Source organism: Pseudomonas siliginis (assembly GCF_024072275.1).
In the GTDB taxonomy this organism is placed as follows: Bacteria; Pseudomonadota; Gammaproteobacteria; order Pseudomonadales; family Pseudomonadaceae; genus Aquipseudomonas; species Aquipseudomonas siliginis.
The window spans coordinates 4,677,876-4,698,663 of sequence record NZ_CP099598.1 but is presented as its reverse complement, the minus strand read 5'-3'; the positions used below and the strand labels follow the sequence as shown (position 1 = coordinate 4,698,663).

Annotated in this window: 20 protein-coding genes; 9 read left to right on the top strand and 11 right to left on the bottom strand. The window is 59.2% G+C overall.

What is annotated here, in order from left to right; translation table 11 throughout:
- Positions 1–105 precede the first annotated feature (105 nt).
- Positions 106–993, top strand: coding sequence for a LysR family transcriptional regulator (locus NF676_RS21535; protein WP_252869568.1), 888 nt, complete (start codon positions 106–108; stop codon positions 991–993).
- An 86-nt stretch (positions 994–1,079) separates the two neighbouring features.
- Here NF676_RS21535 and glpD read toward each other — a convergent pair whose 3' ends face one another.
- The 4 genes from glpD to NF676_RS21515 all read right to left on the bottom strand — a co-directional run bounded on the left by glpD (position 1,080) and on the right by NF676_RS21515 (position 6,188).
- Positions 1,080–2,615, bottom strand: coding sequence for a glycerol-3-phosphate dehydrogenase (glpD, locus tag NF676_RS21530; RefSeq protein ID WP_252886742.1), 1,536 nt, complete (start codon positions 2,613–2,615; stop codon positions 1,080–1,082).
- A gap of 290 nt (positions 2,616–2,905) precedes the next feature.
- On the bottom strand, positions 2,906–3,661 hold the full coding sequence (locus NF676_RS21525; RefSeq protein ID WP_007953179.1) for a DeoR/GlpR family transcriptional regulator: 756 nt from the start codon (positions 3,659–3,661) through the stop codon (positions 2,906–2,908).
- Between the two features lie 95 nt (positions 3,662–3,756).
- The gene (glpK, locus tag NF676_RS21520; RefSeq protein WP_024014162.1) at positions 3,757–5,259 is read right to left on the bottom strand and encodes a glycerol kinase GlpK; all 1,503 of its coding nucleotides are present in this window, start codon (positions 5,257–5,259) and stop codon (positions 3,757–3,759) included.
- Between the two features lie 77 nt (positions 5,260–5,336).
- Positions 5,337–6,188: an MIP/aquaporin family protein gene (locus tag NF676_RS21515; RefSeq protein ID WP_041479875.1), complete on the bottom strand. Its 852-nt coding sequence runs from the start codon at positions 6,186–6,188 to the stop codon at positions 5,337–5,339.
- A gap of 351 nt (positions 6,189–6,539) precedes the next feature.
- On the opposite strand from NF676_RS21515, the gene ybaK reads away from it, so the two are divergent.
- Positions 6,540–7,010 (top strand): Cys-tRNA(Pro) deacylase, encoded by a 471-nt coding sequence (gene ybaK, locus NF676_RS21510; protein WP_252886741.1) that lies wholly within the window; start codon positions 6,540–6,542, stop codon positions 7,008–7,010.
- Between the two features lie 99 nt (positions 7,011–7,109).
- Positions 7,110–7,892 carry a PhzF family phenazine biosynthesis protein gene (locus NF676_RS21505; protein ID WP_252886740.1) on the top strand — a complete coding sequence of 261 codons (783 nt, stop codon included), beginning with the start codon at positions 7,110–7,112 and terminating at the stop codon, positions 7,890–7,892.
- Positions 7,893–8,012: 120 nt separating this feature from the next.
- On the opposite strand, the gene NF676_RS21500 is transcribed toward NF676_RS21505, so the two are convergent.
- Together NF676_RS21500 and argF are read right to left on the bottom strand one after the other, a co-directional pair.
- Entirely contained in the window at positions 8,013–9,122 is a 1,110-nt protein-coding gene (locus tag NF676_RS21500) for an ABC transporter ATP-binding protein (RefSeq protein WP_252886739.1), read from the bottom strand.
- Positions 9,119–10,039, bottom strand: a complete 921-nt coding sequence (gene argF / locus NF676_RS21495) for an ornithine carbamoyltransferase (RefSeq protein WP_024014160.1) — start codon at positions 10,037–10,039, stop codon at positions 9,119–9,121. Before argF ends, NF676_RS21500 begins: the two co-directional genes overlap by 4 nt.
- A 406-nt stretch (positions 10,040–10,445) precedes the next feature.
- Here argF and plzR point away from each other — a divergent pair, with 406 nt between their 5' ends.
- The 3 genes from plzR to grxD all read left to right on the top strand — a co-directional run bounded on the left by plzR (position 10,446) and on the right by grxD (position 13,416).
- On the top strand, positions 10,446–10,736 hold the full coding sequence (plzR, locus tag NF676_RS21490; protein WP_041479870.1) for a PlzR type 4 pili assembly inhibitor: 291 nt from the start codon (positions 10,446–10,448) through the stop codon (positions 10,734–10,736).
- Between the two features lie 135 nt (positions 10,737–10,871).
- The gene (locus tag NF676_RS21485) at positions 10,872–12,977 is read left to right on the top strand and encodes a molybdopterin oxidoreductase family protein (protein ID WP_252886738.1); all 2,106 of its coding nucleotides are present in this window, start codon (positions 10,872–10,874) and stop codon (positions 12,975–12,977) included.
- A 97-nt stretch (positions 12,978–13,074) separates the two neighbouring features.
- Entirely contained in the window at positions 13,075–13,416 is a 342-nt protein-coding gene (gene grxD, locus NF676_RS21480) for a Grx4 family monothiol glutaredoxin (RefSeq protein ID WP_016773402.1), read from the top strand.
- A gap of 201 nt (positions 13,417–13,617) precedes the next feature.
- On the opposite strand, the gene bfr is transcribed toward grxD, so the two are convergent.
- Positions 13,618–14,091 carry a bacterioferritin gene (gene bfr, locus NF676_RS21475; RefSeq protein WP_016773403.1) on the bottom strand — a complete coding sequence of 158 codons (474 nt, stop codon included), beginning with the start codon at positions 14,089–14,091 and terminating at the stop codon, positions 13,618–13,620.
- 201 nt (positions 14,092–14,292) lie between these two features.
- A complete protein-coding gene (locus NF676_RS21470) occupies positions 14,293–14,511 on the bottom strand; it encodes a bacterioferritin-associated ferredoxin (protein ID WP_003227725.1) in 219 nt (72 codons plus the stop codon).
- Between the two features lie 312 nt (positions 14,512–14,823).
- Between NF676_RS21470 and NF676_RS21465 the strand changes: the two genes are divergently transcribed.
- Positions 14,824–15,426, top strand: coding sequence for a peroxiredoxin (locus tag NF676_RS21465; RefSeq protein WP_003227723.1), 603 nt, complete (start codon positions 14,824–14,826; stop codon positions 15,424–15,426).
- 74 nt (positions 15,427–15,500) lie between these two features.
- Here NF676_RS21465 and rnt read toward each other — a convergent pair whose 3' ends face one another.
- Positions 15,501–16,178 carry a ribonuclease T gene (gene rnt / locus NF676_RS21460; RefSeq protein WP_041479868.1) on the bottom strand — a complete coding sequence of 226 codons (678 nt, stop codon included), beginning with the start codon at positions 16,176–16,178 and terminating at the stop codon, positions 15,501–15,503.
- Entirely contained in the window at positions 16,175–17,221 is a 1,047-nt protein-coding gene (gene pyrC, locus NF676_RS21455; RefSeq protein ID WP_252886737.1) for a dihydroorotase, read from the bottom strand. Before pyrC ends, rnt begins: the two co-directional genes overlap by 4 nt.
- Positions 17,222–17,381: 160 nt before the next feature.
- On the opposite strand from pyrC, the gene NF676_RS21450 reads away from it, so the two are divergent.
- Together NF676_RS21450 and NF676_RS21445 are read left to right on the top strand one after the other, a co-directional pair.
- On the top strand, positions 17,382–18,296 hold the full coding sequence (locus tag NF676_RS21450) for a flagellar protein MotY (protein WP_041479867.1): 915 nt from the start codon (positions 17,382–17,384) through the stop codon (positions 18,294–18,296).
- 129 nt (positions 18,297–18,425) lie between these two features.
- Positions 18,426–19,643, top strand: coding sequence for an argininosuccinate synthase (locus tag NF676_RS21445; RefSeq protein ID WP_007953201.1), 1,218 nt, complete (start codon positions 18,426–18,428; stop codon positions 19,641–19,643).
- Between the two features lie 116 nt (positions 19,644–19,759).
- On the opposite strand, the gene NF676_RS21440 is transcribed toward NF676_RS21445, so the two are convergent.
- On the bottom strand, positions 19,760–20,461 hold the full coding sequence (locus tag NF676_RS21440; RefSeq protein WP_095181788.1) for a hypothetical protein: 702 nt from the start codon (positions 20,459–20,461) through the stop codon (positions 19,760–19,762).
- Positions 20,462–20,788: the final 327 nt, after the last annotated feature.

Below are 20,788 nucleotides of genomic sequence, written 5' to 3'. Positions count from 1 at the left end.
GGTGTTTCCCCTTTGTCGTCGAGCATAGGGGCGATAGACTCCGATCGTCGATGCAATGGAGCTGAACACAATGTTTGAAGGGATTGAACCGTGACTCAGGGCGCTCTGCACACGCACTTGAACCGGGTGCAGACGTTTCTGGCGATTGCCGAACTGGGTTCTTTTACCAAGGCTGCCAGCCATCTGAATCTCAGCCGGGCCATGGTCAGCCTGCACATCAAGGCCCTGGAGGCAGCGTTGTCGACCAGCCTGTTGCTGCGCAACAGTCGTGCCGTGACCCTGACCGAGGCCGGGCAAAGCTTTTACAACGAATTCAAAACCATCGTTGCCGATATCGACACAGCGTTTGACAGGGTACTGCACCGCACAAACCGCGTTTCGGGAACGCTGCGGATCAGTTCCACCAGTGAATACGGCGAGCGATTCATCCTGCCGCTGATTCCGCTGTTCGCCGAGCGTTATCCCGACATCCGCCTGTGCTACGACTTCAACTCCTCGCTCAATGATCTGCTTGCCGACCGGCTCGATCTGGTGGTTCGCCTGGGCAACCTGGCGGACTCGGCTTTCAAGAGCCGGAAACTGGCCGACTATGAAATTGTGCTGGTGGCTACTGAAGGGTTTCTGCTCCGCTACCCGGTAAAAACACCGCAGGATCTCAATGCCGTGCCGTGGATTGCCAACAGCAATCTGTTGGCGCCGACGCAGTGGGTTTTACGCGATGGTGTGGGGGAAGCAGTCGAAATCAATGGTAGCCGTCATTTCCAATCGAATTCATCGACTGCGATTCGTTCGATGACCTTGTCGTCGCTGGGCGTGTCGGTGCTGCCGGCGTGGATGGTTGAAGACGATAGGGCCCGTGGGCATCTGGTACGTGTGCTGCCGGAATACTCGCTGCCCTCACAGCCGATCAGCCTGGTGTTTGCGGACACGCCGCACCTGCCGCCCAAGTCGCGGGTGTTTATCGACTTTCTTTTGGCACATTTAGGGTCGTGAGGGAGTGGAGCCGGGCCTTGCGGGCATAGCAAAAAGCCCCTGAATCTTGCGATTCAGGGGCTTTCGTTCAAACGATAGGGCGAAGATCAAGCCGCCTCGATCTTCCGGCTCTGCTCAACCTTGCCCAGATACGTCGACAGCGTCTGCTGTTCCTCCGCTGTGGTGAACAAGCCTAGCTTGGTGCGGCGCCACAGGATGTCGTGCGCCGTAGTGGCCCACTCTTCGCTGCACAGGTAATCGACTTCGCGGGTGTAGAGCCCGCCGCCGATGTGCTCACCCATGTCGGCCAGGCTTTCCACGCCTTCAAGCATGCGCCAGGTGCGGCTGCCGTAGGTGACGGCCCAGCGCCGGGCGATTTCGGTCGGGACGAAATCGAACTTGTCGCGAATCCGCGCGCTCAGGGCCTCTGGCGTGGTCATGTCTTCGCCGCCGGGCAGGGTGGCGGTCGCGGTCCAGCTCGGGCGCATCTGGGTGAAGAACGGCATCAACTGCGCCATCGCCGACTCGGCGAGCTTGCGGTAAGTGGTCAGCTTGCCGCCGAACACCGACAGCAGCGGCGCTTCCTCGGCGTTGCCCGACAGCGCCAGGGTGTAATCGCGAGTGACCGCAGACGGGTTGTCGGATTCGTCGTTGCACAGCGGCCGAACGCCCGAGTAGCTGTGCAGGATGTCTTCGCGGCTGAGCTGCTTCTTGAAGTGGGCGTTGACCACTTTCAGCACGTAATCGGTTTCGCCTTCGGTGATCGCTACTTTCGCCGGGTCGCCGGTGTATTCGCGGTCGGTAGTGCCGATCAGAGTGAAGTGGTTCAGGTACGGAATAGTGAAAACGATGCGCTGATCTTCGTTTTGCAGAATATGCGCATGTTCGCCTTCGTACAGTTTCGGCACGATGATGTGGCTGCCCTGGATCAGACGGATGCCATACGGCGATTCCATCTTCAGGTCGTCACGGATGAACTTGGCCACCCATGGGCCGGCGGCGTTGACCAGTGCTTTGGCGGTGATCGAAAACAAACTGCCGTCGGCGCGCTCCAGATGCAGATGCCACAAACCTTTGGTGCGGCGGGCACTGACACAGCGGGTCTGGGTATGCACATGCGCGCCTTTTTCACGGGCGGCCATGGCGTTCAGGACCACGAGGCGGGCGTCATCGACCCAGCAATCGGAGTATTCGAAGCCTTTCTTGATTTCGCTTTTCAGCGCGCTGTCGGCGCCGAATTTCAGGCTTTTCGAACCTGGCAGCTTTTCGCGTTTGCCAAGGTGATCGTAGAGGAACAGGCCGGCACGAATCATCCACGCCGGACGCAGGTGCGGGCGGTGTGGCAGTACGAAACGCATCGGTTTGACGATATGCGGCGCCTTGGCCAGCAACACTTCACGCTCGGCGAGCGCTTCACGCACCAGACGGAATTCGTAATGTTCCAGATAGCGCAGGCCACCGTGGATCAGCTTGCTGCTGGCCGACGAGGTGTGGCTGGCCAGGTCGTCTTTTTCGCAAAGGAACACCGAAAGACCGCGACCGGCGGCATCCGCTGCGATCCCGACGCCGTTGATCCCGCCGCCAATCACGGCAACGTCATAGATCTCGGAGAGAGGGGGCGTACGCAAGGTAGAGGTGGACATCGGCTGGCCTCGGTTCTTTTGATTTTGTATTGGAAATCGAACATAAATGTTCATTTGCGAAAATGGTAGCCCATAAACACGCGCGCAGCCAGTCGCGTTCGATTGAAAAAACTCATCGAAGGGCGATTAAAAGAAAATTTTCGAACATGAACGCGCGCAGGGGCGCAGAAGATGTGTTGTTTGATCGATTGTTTTCGCGAGCAGGCTCGCTCCCACATTTTGCAATGCATTCCAAGAGTGGGAGCGAGCCTGCTCGCGAAAGCGTCGGTTCGGTCAGCGAGGGAGAGGAATCAGACGACTTCCAGACGAATCTTGTGCTGACTCAGCAACTGCGCCAGCGCCGGTACCGGCTGCTGATCGGTGACCAGGCAATCGATCAGGCTGATCGGCCCCAGTCGAATCATCGCATTACGCCCGAACTTGCTCGAATCCGCTGCCAGAATCACCTGTCGCGCGTTGGCGATGATCGCCTGGCTGACCCGGACCTCCTGATAATCGAAGTCGAGCAGGCTGCCGTCCTCATCGATCCCGCTGATCCCGACCAAGGCGAAATCGACCTTGAACTGATTGATGAAGTCCACACTCGCCTGACCGACCACACCGCCGTCGCGGCGCACGTTGCCGCCGGTCAGCAGCACATCGAAATCATCCTTGGCGCTGAGCATCGAGGCGACGTGCAGGTTGTTGGTGATGATTTTCAGGTGGCTGTGATTGAGCAGGGCGCGGGCGATCGATTCGGTGGTGGTACCGATATTGATGAACAGCGAGGCGTGATCGGGGATCTGCGCGGCGATGGCTTCACCGATGCGTTGCTTTTCATCACGCATCTGATCGGCACGCATGGCATACGCGGTGTTTTCGACACTGGAATCGTAAGCGGCGCCACCGTGGTAGCGACGCAGCAGATTGGCTTCCGCGAGCTGGTTGATGTCGCGGCGGATTGTTTGCGGGGTGACAACGAACAGCGTGGCCATTTCCTCGATGCTCACATAGCCGCGTTCGCGGACCAGCTCGAGGATTTGCTGCTGACGGGGAGGCAGATTCATGGGGCTTCCTTTGGGCTGCCAAGCAAAATTTGCCCATGATGCCGCAGGAATCTGCTCCCTACCAGTTAGATACCCTTCTGGAACTGCACGTTGGCTTATTCGGCGTCCTCACGCGCCCAGTCACGGGTGCGGCTGACGGCTTTTTTCCAGCCTTTGTAGAGTTTCTCTTTCTCGGTTTCGTCAAGGCTCGGTTCGAACTCGCGCTCGATCACTGCCTTGCCGCGCAGTTCTTCCAGGCTGCCCCAGAAACCGCAGGCCAGACCGGCCAGATAAGCCGCGCCGAGTGCGGTGGTTTCGCGCATTTGCGGGCGTTCGACCTGGGTGCCGAGGATGTCGGCCTGGAACTGCATGAGGAAGTTGTTCGCCACCGCACCGCCGTCCACGCGCAGGGCTTTGAGGCGTTCGCCGGAATCCTGTTGCATGGCGTCGAGTACGTCGCGGGTCTGGTAGGCGATCGACTCCAGCGCGGCGCGGATGATGTGATCCACGCGGACGCCGCGCGTCAGGCCGAACAGTGCGCCACGGGCATACGGGTCCCAGTACGGCGCGCCGAGACCGGTGAACGCCGGCACCAGATACACACCGTTGCTGTCCTTGACCTTGTTGGCAAAGTATTCGGTGTCGTGGGCGTCGTTGACGATTTTCAGTTCATCACGCAGCCATTGCACGGTCGAACCGCCGTTGAACACGGCGCCTTCCAGAGCATAAGCCACTTCGCCGCGCGGGCCGCAGGCGATGGTGGTGAGCATGCCGTGCTGGGATTTCACCGCTTTGTCGCCGGTGTTCATCAGCAGGAAGCAACCGGTGCCGTAGGTGTTTTTCGCCTGGCCCGGCTCGACGCACATCTGCCCGAACAGTGCCGCTTGCTGGTCGCCGGCGATGCCGCCGATGGCGATGCCGCTCTTGGTGCGACCGTAGATTTCCGAGGACGCTTTGACTTCCGGGAGCATCTCGCGCGGGATGTCGAGGATCTCCAGCATCTTCGAGTCCCACTCCAGCGAGTGAATGTTGAAGAGCATGGTGCGCGAGGCGTTGGTGTAGTCGGTGACGTGCACCTTGCCGCCGGTGAATTTCCAGATCAGCCAGCTATCGACGGTGCCGAACAGCAGCTCGCCGTTGCGCGCACGCTCGCGGCTGCCTTCGACGTTGTCGAGGATCCACTTCAGTTTGGTGCCGGAGAAGTACGGGTCGGTGACCAGGCCGGTGGTGTCGCGGATGTAGTCTTCGTGGCCATCGCGCTTGAGCTGCTGGCAGATCTCGGTGCTGCGGCGGCACTGCCAGACGATCGCGTTATACACGGGGCGGCCGGTGGTCTTGTCCCAGACCACGGTGGTTTCACGCTGGTTGGTGATACCGATCGCGGCAACCTGGTCGTGGTGCAGGCCGGCTTGGGCCAGCGCTTCAACCATCACCGCGCTCTGGGTGGCGAAGATTTCCATCGGGTCGTGCTCGACCCAACCGGCCTGCGGGTAATGCTGAACGAATTCGCGCTGCGCGGTGCAGACTACGTTCGCGTCGCGGTCGAAGATGATCGCGCGCGAACTGGTCGTACCCTGATCAAGGGCAATGATGTAGTTCTTGTTCTGAATGTCGGTCATGTCGATTGCCTTGGACGAAAAAAACGAGAGTGGGCCGTGGCGCCGGCTCGGATGGGCAGGAGCCGGCGCCGACTGTTTCAAGAAGTTCTTGGTTTGCCGTCAATGGCCGGTTCTGCATCCTTTGTAGCAGGTGTGGCGCCGGTCAGGTGACGGGCGATGAGCCCGCGATACCCGGCAGCGCCGAGGCAGGCACCGACAATCGGTGCAAAAATCGGAATCAGGAAATACGGAATATCACGACCACCGGTGAAGGAAATTTCACCCCAACCGGTAAAGAAAGTCATCAGTTTCGGACCGAAGTCACGCGCAGGGTTCATCGCGAAACCGGTCAGCGGACCCATCGCACTGCCGATCACGGCAATCAGCAAACCGATCAGCAGCGGCGCCATCGGGCCGCGTGGCAGGCCGTTGTTGTCATCGGTCAGGGCCATGATCACGCCCATCAGGATCGCGGTGATGATCATCTCGACCAGAAATGCCTGGGCCGTCGACAGCACCGGGTTCGGGTAGGTGGAGAACACCGACGCCAATTCAAGGCTGGCGGCCGAGCCACGAATCATCTGGTGGGTTTGTTCGTAATCGAAGAACAGATTGCTGTAGAGCGTGTAGACCAGCAATGCGCCGCAGAAGGCGCCGGCAATCTGCGAAAGGATGTAGAACGGCAGTTTGCGCTTTTCGAAGTCAGCGAAGATTGCCAGAGCAATGCTCACTGCCGGGTTCAGGTGCGCGCCGGAAACCCCGGCGGTGAGGTAGATCGCCATGCTCACGCCGACGCCCCAGATGATGCTGATCTCCCACAGGCCGAAGCTGGCGCCCGCGACTTTGAGCGCGGCGACACAACCGGTGCCGAAGAAGATCAGAAGGGCGGTGCCCAGGAATTCGGCCATGCATTGGCCGGAAAGCGATGGTTGCGGTAAAGCAGCTGTCATTGAAAACCTCGGTTCTTTTTCTTGTGTGGCGCCTTGCCAACGGAGCAGGGCGCGATCTTCACCGGGTCGGAATCCCCATTCGGTTCCCGGGTTACTGCTGGGTACTGCGTTGAGCATGATTCTTACATTATTCAGATTCGAAAAAATATAGACAAGAAACAAACCTGTCAAAGGTCGAAAGTGAACTGTCGGTCACAATAAAACTATTCGCCATGTGAATGATCAGCGCGGCGATCAGCTTGAATGCGGCGCGAAGCCACGGGATTCGCGGCTTGGAATAGAGCCTTTTGCCCAACGATGACCTAGAATCTGCCGCAGGTTTTTTCAAAGATTGCCGAACCCGGAGCTGCCATGACCCCAGCGTTGGACTTGTTGAAAAAAGTTCGTGCCGAACATCGCGTGCACAGTTACGAACATGATCCGAAAGCCGCGTCCTATGGGCTGGAGGCGGCGGAGAAGCTCGGGCTCGAACCGGCGCAAGTGTTCAAAACCCTGCTGGCCGCCAGTGAAAAAGGCGAACTGCTGGTGGCTGTGGTGCCGGTCGTCGGAACGCTTGATCTCAAAGGGCTGGCCCATGCCGCTGGAGTGAAGAAAGCCGAAATGGCTGATCCCGCTGCCGCGCAACGCTCCACCGGCTACCTGTTGGGCGGCATCAGCCCGCTCGGGCAGAAGAAACGCCTGCGCACCTTCATCGACAGTTCCGCTCAGAGGTTCGCGACTATTTATGTGAGTGCCGGGCGGCGAGGACTGGAGGTGGAATTGGCACCGGCGGTGCTGGCCGAGCACACTCAGGCGCAGTTCGCCGATATCGGCCGGGCTTAAAATGCGCGCCAGCTGTATGAAGAAAAAATTGCGCTTCTGTCACTGGCACTGATCCGGGCCGCCGATGCATGCTCGGTCGACCAATTCAGGGAGAAAGTCATGCAGCTTGCGTTTCATCAGGTCGACGCGTTCAGTGATCGGCCGTTCAGTGGCAACCCGGCGATGGTCTATCGGCTCGACAGCTGGCTGGCCGATGACTTGATGCAGAAGATCGCCGCCGAACACAACCTGGCGGAGACTGCGTTTCTGGTGCGCGAAGCGCAAGCCTGGCATATCCGCTGGTTCACTCCGACTACTGAAGTGCCGCTGTGCGGGCATGCGACCCTGGCCAGCGCGTTTGTACTGTTCGAAATCTATAAGGAAAGTGCCGAGCGCATCGACTTCATCTGCAAGTCCGGGCCGTTGAGTGTCAGCCGCGAAGGCGACCGGCTGTGGCTGGATTTCCCGACCATCGTGCCTTCGGAAATCGGCGTGACGCTGGATGTCGAGCGGGCGCTGGGTGTCGAGGCTGTTGATGTGCTCGGCTCCAACGAACTGTTCGTGGTGCTGGAATCGGAGCAGGCCGTGCTCGACTGCAAACCGGACATGGCGGCGCTGGCGAAACTGCCATGGCTGGGTGCAATCGTCACCGCGCGTGGCAATCAGCACGACTTCGTCTCGCGCTATTTCGCCCCGGCGATCGGTATCAATGAAGACCCGGTGACTGGTTCGACGCATTGCAGCCTGATTCCGTACTGGTCCAAGCGTCTGGGCAAAGCGAATCTGACCGCGTGCCAGCGCTCGGCGCGGGGCGGCGAGTTGTTTTGTCGGCTGGAAGGTGAGCGGGTGAAGATTGGCGGCAATGCGACGCTGGTGGCCAGCGGTACGCTGTTTTTAGGCTGACGCAAAACCAACTGTGGGAGCGAGCCTGCTCGCGAAACCGGTCTTTCAGTCAACATCTTCGGCGACTGAAACACCGCATTCGCGAGCAGGCTCGCTCCCACAATTTTGATCCCGCGCCGATCAGAAGCTGGTGCTGAACCGACGGACGCCGTTTTCCACCGCCGGAATCTGCGCCGCCGTGCTGCCCGAAGCCTGGAACAGCACCAGGTGATCCGCCGCTACGCGAATCCCGACCTGCGCGCCAACCAGATGATCGGCGTGGCTGGGGAAGATCGATTCCAGCTGCGCGCCGGTCGGCAGTTGCAGGCGATACAAGGTCGCCGCGCCGAGGAATGTCTTGCCGACAATCTGCGCCTTCAACGCGCTGTCCGGCGCGTAAACAATGTCATCCGGACGCAACAGCACATCCACCGCACCGCCAATCGGCCAGGTGTAAGCACGGTTGCCGCGCAGTTCACCCAGCTCGGTCTGCACCGATTCCGGGGTGACGAGCTGGCCGCGAATGAAATAGCCCTGACCGATGAAACTGGCGACATACGGCGTCGCCGGTTCGTGATAGAGGTTGTAGGGCGTATCCCACTGTTCCAGCCGACCTTCCTTGAACACGCCAACGTGATCGCTGACGGCGAACGCTTCTTCCTGATCGTGGGTGACCAGAATCGAACTGGTGCCACGAGCCTTGAGAATGTCGCGCACCTCATGGCTGAGCTTGCGGCGCAGTTCGCCATCGAGATTGGAGAACGGCTCGTCGAGCAGCAGCAACTGCGGCTCCGGCGCCAGGGCGCGGGCGAGGGCGACGCGCTGTTGCTGACCGCCGGACAATTCGTGGGGGAAGCGCTTGCCGAGGTTTTTCAGGTTGACCAGTTCCAGCAGCTCTTCGACCACGCGCGCCTTGTTCGGGTGCTTGCGAATGCCGAAAGCGATGTTGTCGGCCACGCTCAGGTGCGGGAACAGCGCGTAGTCCTGAAACACCATGCCGATCCGGCGTTTCTCCGGCGCCAGGGTGAAACCGGCACTGGACAGGGTTTCGCCACCGAGGGTGATTTCGCCTTCATGCACCGGTTCGAAACCGGCGATTGCGCGCAGGGTGGTGGTCTTGCCGCAGCCAGACGAGCCGAGCAGGCAGCCGATGTCGCCGGCGTTGAGGTGCAGATTGAGGTTCTGCACCACGCGTTGATCTTGGTAGCCGCAAGCGAGGTTGCGCAGGTTCAGCAGTAATTCATGGCTCATGCGTGGTGATATGCCGGTTCAACGAGGAACTCGAGCAGGGCCTTCTGTGCGTGGAGACGGTTTTCTGCCTGATCCCAGGCGACGGAGCGCGGGTCATCGAGCAGGTCGAGACTGATTTCTTCGCCACGGTGCGCCGGCAGGCAGTGCATGAACAGCACGTCCTCGGCAGCGAGGTCGAGCAAGGCACGGTTGACCTGAAACGGCGCGAACAGCTTGAGGCGCTTGGCAGTTTCCTCTTCCTGACCCATCGAAGTCCAGACGTCGGTGCTGACCAGATGCGCGCCACGCACGGCGTCTTGCGGATCGCGGACGATGGTCACGCGATCACCAGCCTGGGCGACGAATTCCGGGTTCGGCTCGTAGCCTTCCGGGCAGGCAACGCGCAACTGGAAGTCGAACTGGATCGCCGCTTCTATATAGCTGTTGCACATGTTGTTGCCGTCACCGATCCAGGCCACGGTCTTGCCCTGGATCGAGCCACGGTGTTCGAGGAAGGTCTGCATGTCGGCGAGCAACTGGCACGGGTGCAGATCATCGGACAGGCCGTTGATCACCGGTACGCGCGAGTTGGCGGCGAATTCGGTGAGGGTGCTGTGGGCGAAGGTGCGGATCATCACCGCATCGAGCATGCTCGACATGACGATGGCGCAATCGCTGATCGGCTCGCCACGGCCCAGTTGGGTATCGCGCGGGGACAGGAAGATTGCCTGGCCGCCGAGCTGGATCATGCCGGCTTCGAAGGAGATCCGGGTACGGGTCGAGGATTTTTCGAAGATCATCCCCAGCACGCGGTTTTTCAGAGGCTCGAACAGTACGCCGCGGTTACGCAGGTCCTTGAGCTCAACGCCTCGACGGATCACGCTGACCAGCTCTTCGGGCGTGCAATCCATCAGGGAGAGAAAGTGCCTTGCGCTCATCATTGACTACCTTTTTGCTACAGACCGCAGATGCTCAAAGCCTTGTTTAACGGAACAACGGGCGAGACCTGCGGCGTAAGCCGCACGGGGCGACGAAATAGGGGAAGGCGCGATATTGACACTAAATGTCGCGTTTTTCCAATAGGGTACTTTTGTCAGCGGGATTCGGAGCGCGGACCGAGCATTTCGAACACGCATGTTGAAGCCGGATTCAGTACAGCGGTGAGCCTCTTTGTACACTGGCGCCGCCGCGCTTGGCAATGCGCCGCGACGGCACCGCAGCGATCCTGGTCGGTTTGCGAACGCTGCGCCACCGATTCGCTTGGTCGGATGTTCAGACTGAAACATTTGCTAAAGCAAAGTGCTGGGTTATAAATAAGTTTCGAGCGACGCAGGAAGCCTCCGCATGGAATCGAAAGAACAACTGTTAATGGAGCTGCTGGGCCACACGGCTCGCTCTCTGACCCATCTCACCGCGTCAGTCACCTCGATGTCTTTCGAGTTGCTGCGCAGTGACGACGAAGTGGTCAAATCCGCCGGCCGACACATGATCGATCGCATGGCCACCATCAGCGCCGGGCTCGATGAGCACTGGCGGTTGATCGGCGAGCTCACCGGCGTCCACGTCGCCCACGAGCAGATCGAAACCATCCAGGAAATCCAGCTGGCCGCACCGCCGCAGTTGCCTTCGAACTGATCGCGACGGTTTATCGGCTGCCCTGATAACCGTCGATTCACGAGACGAACGTCGCTGGCGCCTGCTCCGCGCACGGGCCATAGTTTTGTTCCCGCGGGCGTGATTGCCTGCCCCCGAACAAGACAGAGACTGGCCATGACCAAGACTCTTCACCACCGTGCGTGCCACCTGTGCGAAGCCATTTGCGGGCTGACCATCGAAACTACGGAAACCGATGGCGATGTCGCGATCACCTCGATCAAGGGCGATGCCCTCGACACCTTCAGCCGCGGCCATATCTGCCCGAAAGCCGTGGCTCTGCAAGACATTCAAAACGATCCCGACCGGCTGCGTCAGCCAATGCGCCGCGTCGGCAGCGAATGGCTGCCGATCGAATGGGACGAGGCGTTTGCGCTGGTGGCCGAGAAACTCGCGTCGATTCAGGAACGTCACGGCCAGAACGCCGTTGCGGTGTATCAGGGCAATCCGAGCGTGCACAACTACGGCCTGATGACCCACAGCAATTACTTCCTGGGGTTGCTGAAAACCCGCAATCGTTATTCGGCCACTTCAGTCGATCAATTGCCGCATCACCTCAGCAGCTATCTGATGTACGGCCACGGTCTGCTGTTGCCGATCCCGGACATCGACCACACCGATTTCATGCTGATTCTCGGCGGCAATCCGCTGGCGTCCAACGGCAGCATCATGACCGTGCCGGATGTCGAGAAGCGCCTGAAGGCTATTCAGGCACGTGGCGGCAAAGTGGTGGTGGTCGATCCGCGGCGCAGCGAAACCGCAGCGATGGCCGATCAACATGTATTCGTTCGCCCGGGCGGCGATGCGGCGCTGTTGTTCGGCATGCTCAATACGCTGTTCAGCGAAGGCCTGACCCGCGACAGCCATTTGCCGGTCGATGGCCTGGATGAGGTGCGCAACGCCGTGGCGGCGTTCAGCGCCGAAGCCATGAGCCCGCTCTGCGCGGTGCCTGCCGAGCAGATCCGCCAACTCGCCCGCGACTTCGCTGCCGCGCCAAGCGCCGTCTGCTATGGACGCATGGGCGTTTCGACCCAGGCCTTCGGTACCTTGTGTCATTGGGTGGTGCAGTTGATCAACCTGGTCACCGGCAACCTCGACCGCGTTGGTGGTGCACTGTGCACCGAACCCGCTGTGGATCTGGTGGCGTCGACCTCGGGCGGGCATTTCAACAAATGGCAGAGCCGCGTTTCCGGTCGTCCTGAATACGGCGGCGAGTTGCCGGTCTCGGCGCTGGCCGAAGAAATGCTCACCGAGGGCGAGGGGCAGATCCGCGCGCTGATCACCGTGGCCGGCAACCCGGTGTTGTCGACACCCAACGGCCGGCAACTGGAGCAGGCGCTGGATGGCCTCGACTTCATGCTCTGCATCGACCTGTACATCAACGAAACCACGCGCTATGCCGATCTGATCCTGCCGTCGACCTCGGCGCTGGAAAACGATCACTACGACACCACTTTCAACCTGTTTGCGGTGCGTAACGTGACCCGCTTCAATCGCGCGATCCTCGCCAAGCCCGAGGGTGCGCTGCACGACTGGGAGATCTTCGTCGGTTTGGCCAAGGCTTTCGCCGAGAAAACCGGTAAAGAACTGAAACCGACGATGCCGCCGGCGAAGATGATCGACATGGGCCTGCGTATGGGCCGCTACGGCGATGCGTCCGAGCACAAGTTGTCGTTGGCGACGCTGTTCGATCATCCGCATGGCGTGGATCTGGGTGCGCTGAAACCGAATCTGGCATCACGTCTGAAAACGCCGAATCAGCGTATCCAGGCCGCACCGCCGGAAATTCTCGCTGACCTCGCTCGCTTTGCCGCGTTGCAGGCGCCGGCTGCCGATGAATTGTTGATGATCGGCCGCCGCCATGTGCGCAGTAACAATTCGTGGATGCACAACTTCCATCGACTGGTGAAGGGCAAGCCGCGGCATCAGTTGCTGATGCACCCGGATGATCTGGCCAGCCGTGGCCTGGCCGACGGGCAACGGGTTCGGGTGAGTTCGCGGGTCGGGCAGATCGAGGTGGAAGTGCTCGCCAGTCTCGACATGATGAAAGGCGTGGTCAGCCTGCCCCACGGTTGGGGCCACGCGCGCCCGGGCGTGCAGATGGCGATCGCCAGCGGCCAGCCGGGGTCGAGCGCCAACGACCTGACCGACGAGTGCCAGCTTGACGAACTGTCGGGCAACGCGGCGTTGAACGGTGTGCCGGTGACAGTGGCGGCGGCTTGAGCGGGTCTGTCGGGGAGACCGAGCATGGCGCTCGGGATTCCGTTACAATGCGCCACCGTGCCGACCTCTGAGTCGGAAAGTTCAGCCGAGGTGCTCCATGGATATCATCGAAACGATTAAAGAGCAGATTGCCAACAACACCATTCTGCTTTACATGAAAGGCTCGCCGAATGCCCCGCAGTGCGGCTTCTCCGCAAAAGCTGCGCAAGCCGTGATGGCCTGTGGTGAAAAGTTCGCGTACGTGGACATCCTGCAGAACCCGGAAATCCGCGCCAACCTGCCAAAGTACGCCAACTGGCCGACTTTCCCGCAACTGTGGGTCGGCGGTGAGCTGGTCGGCGGCAGCGACATCATGACCGAGATGGCTGCAGACGGTTCGCTGCAAAGCACCATCAAGGCGGCTGTCGAAGCGGCAGCGGCGAACAAGTCCGAAGCCTGATTCTACGTTCATAGAGTTTCGCTCGACGACGCGTCTCCCGTAGGAGCTGTCGAGTGAAACGAGGCTGCGATCTTTTGATATTCGGCCAGCAAAAAGCCCCGCACCTCGAAAGAGGGCGGGGCTTTTTGTTGGTTATATGAGTTGACTGAGTATCAAGGCTGAAATCGATAAAGATCGCAGCCTCGTTTCACTCGACAGCGCCTACTCTTCGCCCATCTGCGACTGCAGATAGTTTTCCAGGCCGATCTTGTCGATCAGGCCGAGCTGGGTTTCCAGCCAGTCGATGTGTTCTTCTTCCGACTCGAGAATGTCTTCGAGCAGTTCACGGCTGCCGAAGTCGCCAACGGTTTCGCAATGGGCGATGGCGGCTTTCAGGTCAGCGTGGCCGGTCTTTTCGATGCGCAGGTCGCATTCGAGCATTTCGCGGGTGTGTTCGCCGATGTGCAGCTTGCCCAGGTCCTGCACATTTGGCAGGCCTTCAAGGAACAGGATGCGCTTGATCAGCTTGTCCGCGTGTTTCATCTCGTCGATGGATTCGTGATATTCGTGCTTGCCGAGCTTGTTCAGACCCCAATCTTCATACATGCGCGCATGCAGGAAGTACTGATTGATCGCGACCAGCTCATTGGCAAGGATCTTGTTGAGATGCTGGATGACTGTAATGTCGCCTTTCATGATCGGAGTCCTGCCCTGTATTAACTGTATATAAGGCGGAGTTTGAGCTTGGTGTTTATAAGTGTCAAACCTAAGTTATTGAATAATAAATGAAAATTAATCGGAATAAGAATGTTTGTGTTCCGCGTCTGGACGCTAAGCAATTGATTTTCAGGCATAAAAAAACCGGACGCGAAGTCCGGTTCTTTGAAATGGGGGCATTTACGCAGCAGTAAATTCTACAGGGTAAGGGATCGCGGCCTGGGCGGTTTGCAGCTTGGTCAGGGTTTCGCGCACCACTTCCTTGGCAAGGCAGGCGCATTTGCCGCACTGGCTGGCGACGCCGGTGGCCTGGCGAACTTCTTTGTAGCTGCAGCAACCTTCATAGATCGCTTCGCGGATCTGTCCGTCGGTGACGCCAGTGCAGAGGCAAACATACATAAGTAAGAACCGTCGCTGGTTGTGACTCAATTGCGATGGATCTTAATGTTAACGAGAATGATTGTCAAAGTGCTTTCGGAACGCTTCGCAGCCAATTTCCCAGCGACTGACGAACGGTATTTTCCAAATGCGCGTCTGACCCCATGAATACGCAGTGGATAACCGAACAGGGAAAATCCGTTACGGACAGGCCAAACACGCAGTGTATGATGGTCGTCCCTTGCGAAGAGGGTTCGTGTCACAGGGCTGTCGCCTGAGGGTGACAGGCTGGCCCGGACCCTGAACTTCAAGTTTCTACACCAGGAGATATCAATGAGCGTACTCGTAGGCAAACAAGCCCCAGACTTCACCGTCCCGGCCGTACTCGGCAATGGCGAGATCGTTGACAGCTTCACCCTGTCCTCGGCCATCAAAGGCAAATACGGCCTGGTGTTCTTCTACCCGCTGGACTTCACCTTCGTCTGCCCGTCCGAGCTGATCGCTCTGGACAACCGCATGGCTGACTTCAAGGCGCGCAACGTTGAAGTGATCGCTGTGTCGATCGACTCGCACTTCACCCATAACGCCTGGCGCAACACTCCAGTGAACAATGGCGGCATCGGCCAGGTGAAATACACCATGGCTGCCGACATGAAGCACGACATCGCCAAGGCTTACGACGTTGAATCCGAAGGCGGCGTGGCTTTCCGCGGCGCGTTCCTGATCGACGACAAAGGCGTGGTTCGCTCGCAGATCATCAACGACCTGCCGCTGGGCCGTAACATGGAAGAGCTGATCCGTCTGGTCGACGCGCTGCAATTCCACGAAGAGCACGGCGAAGTCTGCCCGGCCAACTGGAAGAAAGGCGACAAAGGCATGAACGCTTCGCCAGAAGGCGTTGCGGCTTACCTGACCGAAAACGCTGCTGCCCTGTAAGGCGCAACGTCGAGGTAGAAAAAAACCGGCCCATGTGGCCGGTTTTTTTATGCGCGGGATTTGTTCGCCGAGGATCAGTCGTCGAAGTCTTCCCAGCCGCCCATCTGTTTCCAGCGATTGACGATGCCGCAGAACAGCTCAGCGGTCTTTTCGGTGTCGTAGCGCGCCGAGTGCGCCTCACGACCGTCGAAATCGATGCCGGCGGCCTGACAGGCTTTCGCCAGCACTGTCTGACCGTACGCCAGACCCGCCAGGGTCGCGGTGTCAAAACTGGAGAACGGGTGGAACGGGTTGCGCTTCATGTCCAGCCGCGCGACTGCGGCGTTGAGAAAGCCCAGATCGAAGCTGCTGTTGTGCCCGACCAGAATCGCCCGTTTGCAGCCGTTGGCTTTCAGCGCCTTGCGGATGCCACGGAAAATGTCGGTCAGTGCGGTTTCTTCGCTGACGGCCATGCGCAGCGGGTGATCGAGCTTGATCCCGGTGAACTCCAGCGCTGCCGCTTCAACGTTCGCACCTTCGAATGGCTCGACGCGGAAGAAGTAGGTGTGATCCGGGTAGACGAAACCCTTTTCATCCATGGCGATGGTGGTCGCGGCAATCTCCAGCAGGGCATCGGTGGCTGCGTTGAAGCCACCGGTTTCTACGTCGACGACAACCGGCAGGTAGCCGCGAAAACGCGCTGCCATCGGGTGACGGGAACCGCCGCCACCACTTTGACCGTCCAGCTCATCGTCGAAATGCTCTTCACTCACGCGTGTTCCTCCAGCAGGCGCCAGCGCAGTTTTTCACCGGCGCGCAGCGGGATAACGGTCAGCTCGCCAAATGGCAGGCTGGTTGGGGCGGTCCATTCTTCGCGAACCAGGGTGATGCGATCGGTGTTTGCCGGCAGGCCGTAGAAACGCGGGCCGTTGAGGCTGGCGAAGGCTTCGAGCTTGTCCAGCGCATTACGCTGTTCAAACGCTTCGGCATACATCTCGATGGCGGCGTAGGCGGTGTAGCAACCGGCGCAACCGCAGGCGGCTTCCTTGGCGTGCTGGGCGTGGGGCGCCGAGTCGGTGCCGAGGAAGAACTTGGCGCTGCCGCTGGTGGCGGCATCGAGCAAGGCTTCCTGATGGGTGTTGCGCTTGAGGATCGGCAAGCAATAGAAATGTGGCCGAATCCCGCCCACCAGCATGTGGTTACGGTTGTACAACAGGTGGTGCGCGGTGATGGTCGCGCCGACGTTGGCCGAAGCCTCGTTGACGAATTGCACGGCGTCACCGGTGGTGATGTGCTCGAACACCACTTTCAGCGTCGGGAAGCGCTCGACCACGCGGCGCATGTGCTCATCGATGAAGATCTTTTCGCGGTCGAACACATCGACGTCGCCACGGGTGACTTCACCGTGGATCAACAGCGGCATGCCGACTTCGGCCATGGCTTCCAGCGCCGGGAAGATCTTGTCGATGCTGGTCACGCCGGAATCGGAATTGGTGGTCGCGCCGGCCGGGTAAAGCTTGGCGGCGTAGACGAAACCGCTGGCCTTGGCCTGACGAATTTCTTCCGGTTGGGTGCGGTCGGTGAGGTACAGCACCATCAACGGCTCGAACTGACTGCCGGCCGGGCGGGCAGCGAGAATGCGCTGACGATAGCCGTCGGCTTCAGCGGCGTTGCGCACCGGCGGTACCAGGTTCGGCATGATGATCGCGCGCCCGAAGGTGCGGGCCACATCGGCAACGGTATTGTTCAACACGGCACCATCGCGAAGATGAATGTGCCAGTCGTCGGGACGCAGCAGGGTCAGGCGGTCGGACATGAGGGGATTCCAGGCGGGTCAAACTGAGGCGAATGCTACCGGAAAAGACTCTTGCAGGCACCCGCTATCAAGTTTTGCCACAAGCGTCCGATATCCCGAAGGTATGCCGTAAACATTGTGTGAATCGGTGTTTGTGTTTCACAAGCCAATGGAGCCTCCCGTGCGCCAGCGTTATTTAGCCCTGCTCAGTGTGTTTGCCAGCCTTCCCGCGATGGCGCTGACTTACCAGACCCGTCTGGAGAACATTGAGTGGACGGTCGCCGGCGACCAGTTCGAATGCCGCCTGACGCAACCGATCACCGATTTCGGCTCGGGCGAGTTCGTGCGCAAGGCCGGTGAGCAGGCGATCTTTCGCCTGAATGCCTACAACGCCATGCTTGGTGGCGGCTCGGCGACGTTGCTCGCTGCCGCTGCACCGTGGCAGCCGGGGCGCGGCGATATCAATCTGGGCTCGGTACGGCTGGGCAGTGGCAATGTGTTGTTCAACAGCTCGCAATCCCAGGCCGGTGGGCTGATCAGCGGTCTGCTGGACGGCCGTAGCCCGGTAGTTCGCCGTGCGTCTGGCGATGGCCGGGTGTCGGAAGTGCGTTTGTTGCCGGTGAAATTCAGCAAGGCGTTCAACGACTACCAAGGCTGCGTGGCGAAATTGCTGCCGCAGAATTTCGACCAGATCAAGCAATCGCAGATAGGCTTTCCCGGCGAAGGCGTTGAGCTGGACCCGGCTGCCAAGGCCAAGCTGCAAGTGATGCTCGAATACATGAAGGCCGACCCGACGGTGAACCACATTGACCTCGACGGCCATTCCGACAACAGCGGCAATCGCCTGACCAACCGCGAATTGTCGCGCCGCCGCGCGCTGGCGGTGGTGGATTTCTTCAAGGCCAACGGCATTCAGGAATCGCAGATCACCGTGCGTTTCCACGGCGAGCAGTATCCGATCGTGCCGAACACCAGCAAGGCCAATCGTGCGAAGAATCGCCGGGTCAACGTGAAACTGTCGCGTGTGGCACCGACCACAGCCCCTGCGCCAGCGCCGCAAGCGAGTACGCCAGCCACCGCCGCAGCGACTTCCTGACTCGCCGGTCATCGTCGCGCTCTCGACAGATTCTGTCGCTTTGTCGTCTTAAGCTGTCGCGCCTCTGTAAATTATCGCGTTTGAGCGGTAGACTCCCCGGCTTTCCGTAGAACCCCGTGGAGTGATGGCATGGCGGACGTAAACAAGGTCGTTCTGGCGTATTCCGGCGGCCTGGACACTTCGGTGATCCTCAAGTGGCTGCAGGATACTTATAACTGTGAAGTGGTGACTTTCACCGCCGATCTCGGTCAAGGCGAAGAGGTCGAGCCGGCCCGCGCCAAGGCTCAGGCCATGGGCGTCAAAGAAATCTACATCGACGATCTGCGCGAAGAGTTCGTGCGTGATTTCGTGTTCCCGATGTTCCGCGCCAACACCGTTTACGAAGGCGAGTACCTGCTGGGTACTTCCATCGCCCGTCCGCTGATCGCCAAGCGCCTGATCGAAATCGCCAACGAAACCGGCGCCGACGCCATTTCCCATGGCGCCACCGGCAAGGGCAACGACCAGGTGCGCTTCGAACTGGGCGCTTACGCGCTCAAGCCAGGCGTGAAAGTCATCGCCCCTTGGCGCGAGTGGGACCTGCTGTCGCGCGAGAAGCTGATGGACTACGCCGAGAAGCACGCGATCCCGATCGAACGCCACGGCAAGAAAAAATCCCCGTACTCGATGGACGCCAACCTGCTGCACATCTCCTATGAAGGCGGCGTGCTGGAAGACACCTGGACCGAGCACGAGGAAGACATGTGGCGCTGGACCGTCTCCCCGGAGAAGGCTCCCGACACCCCGCAGTACCTGGAACTGACTTACCGCAACGGCGACATCGTCGCACTGGACGGCGTCGAAATGACCCCGGCCACCGTACTGGCGACGCTGAACAAGATCGGCGGCGAGCACGGCATCGGTCGTCTCGACATCGTCGAAAACCGTTATGTCGGCATGAAGTCCCGTGGCTGCTACGAGACCCCGGGTGGCACCATCATGCTGCGCGCTCACCGCGCCATCGAATCGATCACTCTGGACCGCGAAGTCGCTCACCTCAAAGACGAGCTGATGCCCAAGTACGCCAGCCTGATCTACACCGGCTACTGGTGGAGCCCTGAGCGTCTGATGCTGCAACAGATGATCGACGCTTCGCAGGTCAACGTGAACGGCGTAGTGCGCCTGAAGCTGTACAAGGGCAACGTCATCGTCACCGGCCGCAAGTCCGACGATTCGCTGTTCGACGCCAACATCGCCACCTTCGAAGAAGATGGCGGTGCTTACAATCAGGCGGATGCGGCGGGCTTCATCAAGCTCAACGCGCTGCGCATGCGCATTGCTGCCAACAAGGGCCGCAAGTTGTTCTGAGTGGCTCAGACCGACGCGCAATAAAAATGGCGGCCTGTTGAGGGCCGCCTTTTTTTCATCTTTTTTTTCTGGTTCATCAGGCTCCCTCGTGTATCTGCGCGCAGTCTTGACCCGGTTCAGCTGGTTCGTCCCAGTAATGTCACCGTCTGCGAACACAGGTTATATACGATGCACAGTGTGGCTCCTGAGCCTTTCTTGGCCTGCCTGATCTGTTGCAATGCGGAGTGGGCAAGCGCGTCCGACGCATGATTACAAAGAAATACGAGAACCCGCGCGTGCTTTTTATCGACGCCTTTTAGCGTTTCGAAGATGGCATCGAATTCCTTCGCTGCATCAACTTCTCTTGCGTCAATGATGTTCAGTTCACTTACCCAGGGTGACAGCTTGATATTCTGCATAACCGGATGGGATGGGTCGCGTGGACCGAGCGGTGGGTCCGGCGCGTTGTGAACTCTGCAGGGAATCGGCACTCGGCCTGGCCCGGTTTTACCCGACACGATGCAACTGGTCAGCTCAAAAGCACAACGCTCGCCTGCTTCGCGAAAGGATTCGTCCCTCTGGTTATTTTGAGTGGTTTTCAAAAAGCTTTTGTCTTTGCCGAAGTCTGAAGGCGAGTAAAGCGAGCGATGATTGAAGTTGAGAGTGATAAAGAACAGGAATAACAAGTAAAAGGGGAAACTGATCAGAAACCAGACGTAAATTTCCCGGTCCTTGTTATCGAGAAATGGTAACGATACCGCCGCCGAGGTTTCCGAAAGAATTGCAAATATGGCGATGACTGTCATGGGGTTGGTGATTTTGTTTTTTATCTTTAGCATTGTTTTGCTTCTACATGGTTTGTCTAGTTTAAGTTGGTTGTTTCAGCGATAGTAAAGGCGCTTGTGTAAGTGCGCGGCTGTTAACTAAAGTTTTATAGAATCAACGATGTTGTGTCGAACAGGTGGTTGTGTCGGTTCGTTACGTCGTATGTCCCAGTGCTTGCCCAAGGCCAATTTGACAGGTAAATCATCGTGTATGAAGGTTCGTAATTGCGCCTGTTGAAGTTTTCCAACGACCCACCATGGCGTAGGACTCGACTGCATGAAGATCAAACTCCGCCGGTGTATGAAAGATCGGAAGGCGGTTGCAATGGGGCAAGGGCAGCG

What these genes read in the sequence shown, in the direction of transcription:
- NF676_RS21500 (WP_252886739.1), bottom strand. Translation starts at nt 9,122, where the DNA reads ATGAGCCATGAATTACTGCTGAACCTGCGCAACCTCGCTTGCGGCTAC.
- glpK (WP_024014162.1), bottom strand. Translation starts at nt 5,259, where the DNA reads ATGACCGACATTCAGAACAAGAACTACATCATTGCCCTTGATCAGGGT.
- plzR (WP_041479870.1), top strand. Translation starts at nt 10,446, where the DNA reads ATGGAATCGAAAGAACAACTGTTAATGGAGCTGCTGGGCCACACGGCT.
- argF (WP_024014160.1), bottom strand. Translation starts at nt 10,039, where the DNA reads ATGAGCGCAAGGCACTTTCTCTCCCTGATGGATTGCACGCCCGAAGAG.
- NF676_RS21485 (WP_252886738.1), top strand. Translation starts at nt 10,872, where the DNA reads ATGACCAAGACTCTTCACCACCGTGCGTGCCACCTGTGCGAAGCCATT.
- ybaK (WP_252886741.1), top strand. Translation starts at nt 6,540, where the DNA reads ATGACCCCAGCGTTGGACTTGTTGAAAAAAGTTCGTGCCGAACATCGC.
- NF676_RS21440 (WP_095181788.1), bottom strand. Translation starts at nt 20,461, where the DNA reads ATGCTAAAGATAAAAAACAAAATCACCAACCCCATGACAGTCATCGCC.
- NF676_RS21445 (WP_007953201.1), top strand. Translation starts at nt 18,426, where the DNA reads ATGGCGGACGTAAACAAGGTCGTTCTGGCGTATTCCGGCGGCCTGGAC.
- bfr (WP_016773403.1), bottom strand. Translation starts at nt 14,091, where the DNA reads ATGAAAGGCGACATTACAGTCATCCAGCATCTCAACAAGATCCTTGCC.
- NF676_RS21505 (WP_252886740.1), top strand. Translation starts at nt 7,110, where the DNA reads ATGCAGCTTGCGTTTCATCAGGTCGACGCGTTCAGTGATCGGCCGTTC.
- NF676_RS21470 (WP_003227725.1), bottom strand. Translation starts at nt 14,511, where the DNA reads ATGTATGTTTGCCTCTGCACTGGCGTCACCGACGGACAGATCCGCGAA.
- glpD (WP_252886742.1), bottom strand. Translation starts at nt 2,615, where the DNA reads ATGTCCACCTCTACCTTGCGTACGCCCCCTCTCTCCGAGATCTATGAC.
- grxD (WP_016773402.1), top strand. Translation starts at nt 13,075, where the DNA reads ATGGATATCATCGAAACGATTAAAGAGCAGATTGCCAACAACACCATT.
- NF676_RS21465 (WP_003227723.1), top strand. Translation starts at nt 14,824, where the DNA reads ATGAGCGTACTCGTAGGCAAACAAGCCCCAGACTTCACCGTCCCGGCC.
- NF676_RS21515 (WP_041479875.1), bottom strand. Translation starts at nt 6,188, where the DNA reads ATGACAGCTGCTTTACCGCAACCATCGCTTTCCGGCCAATGCATGGCC.
- pyrC (WP_252886737.1), bottom strand. Translation starts at nt 17,221, where the DNA reads ATGTCCGACCGCCTGACCCTGCTGCGTCCCGACGACTGGCACATTCAT.
- NF676_RS21525 (WP_007953179.1), bottom strand. Translation starts at nt 3,661, where the DNA reads ATGAATCTGCCTCCCCGTCAGCAGCAAATCCTCGAGCTGGTCCGCGAA.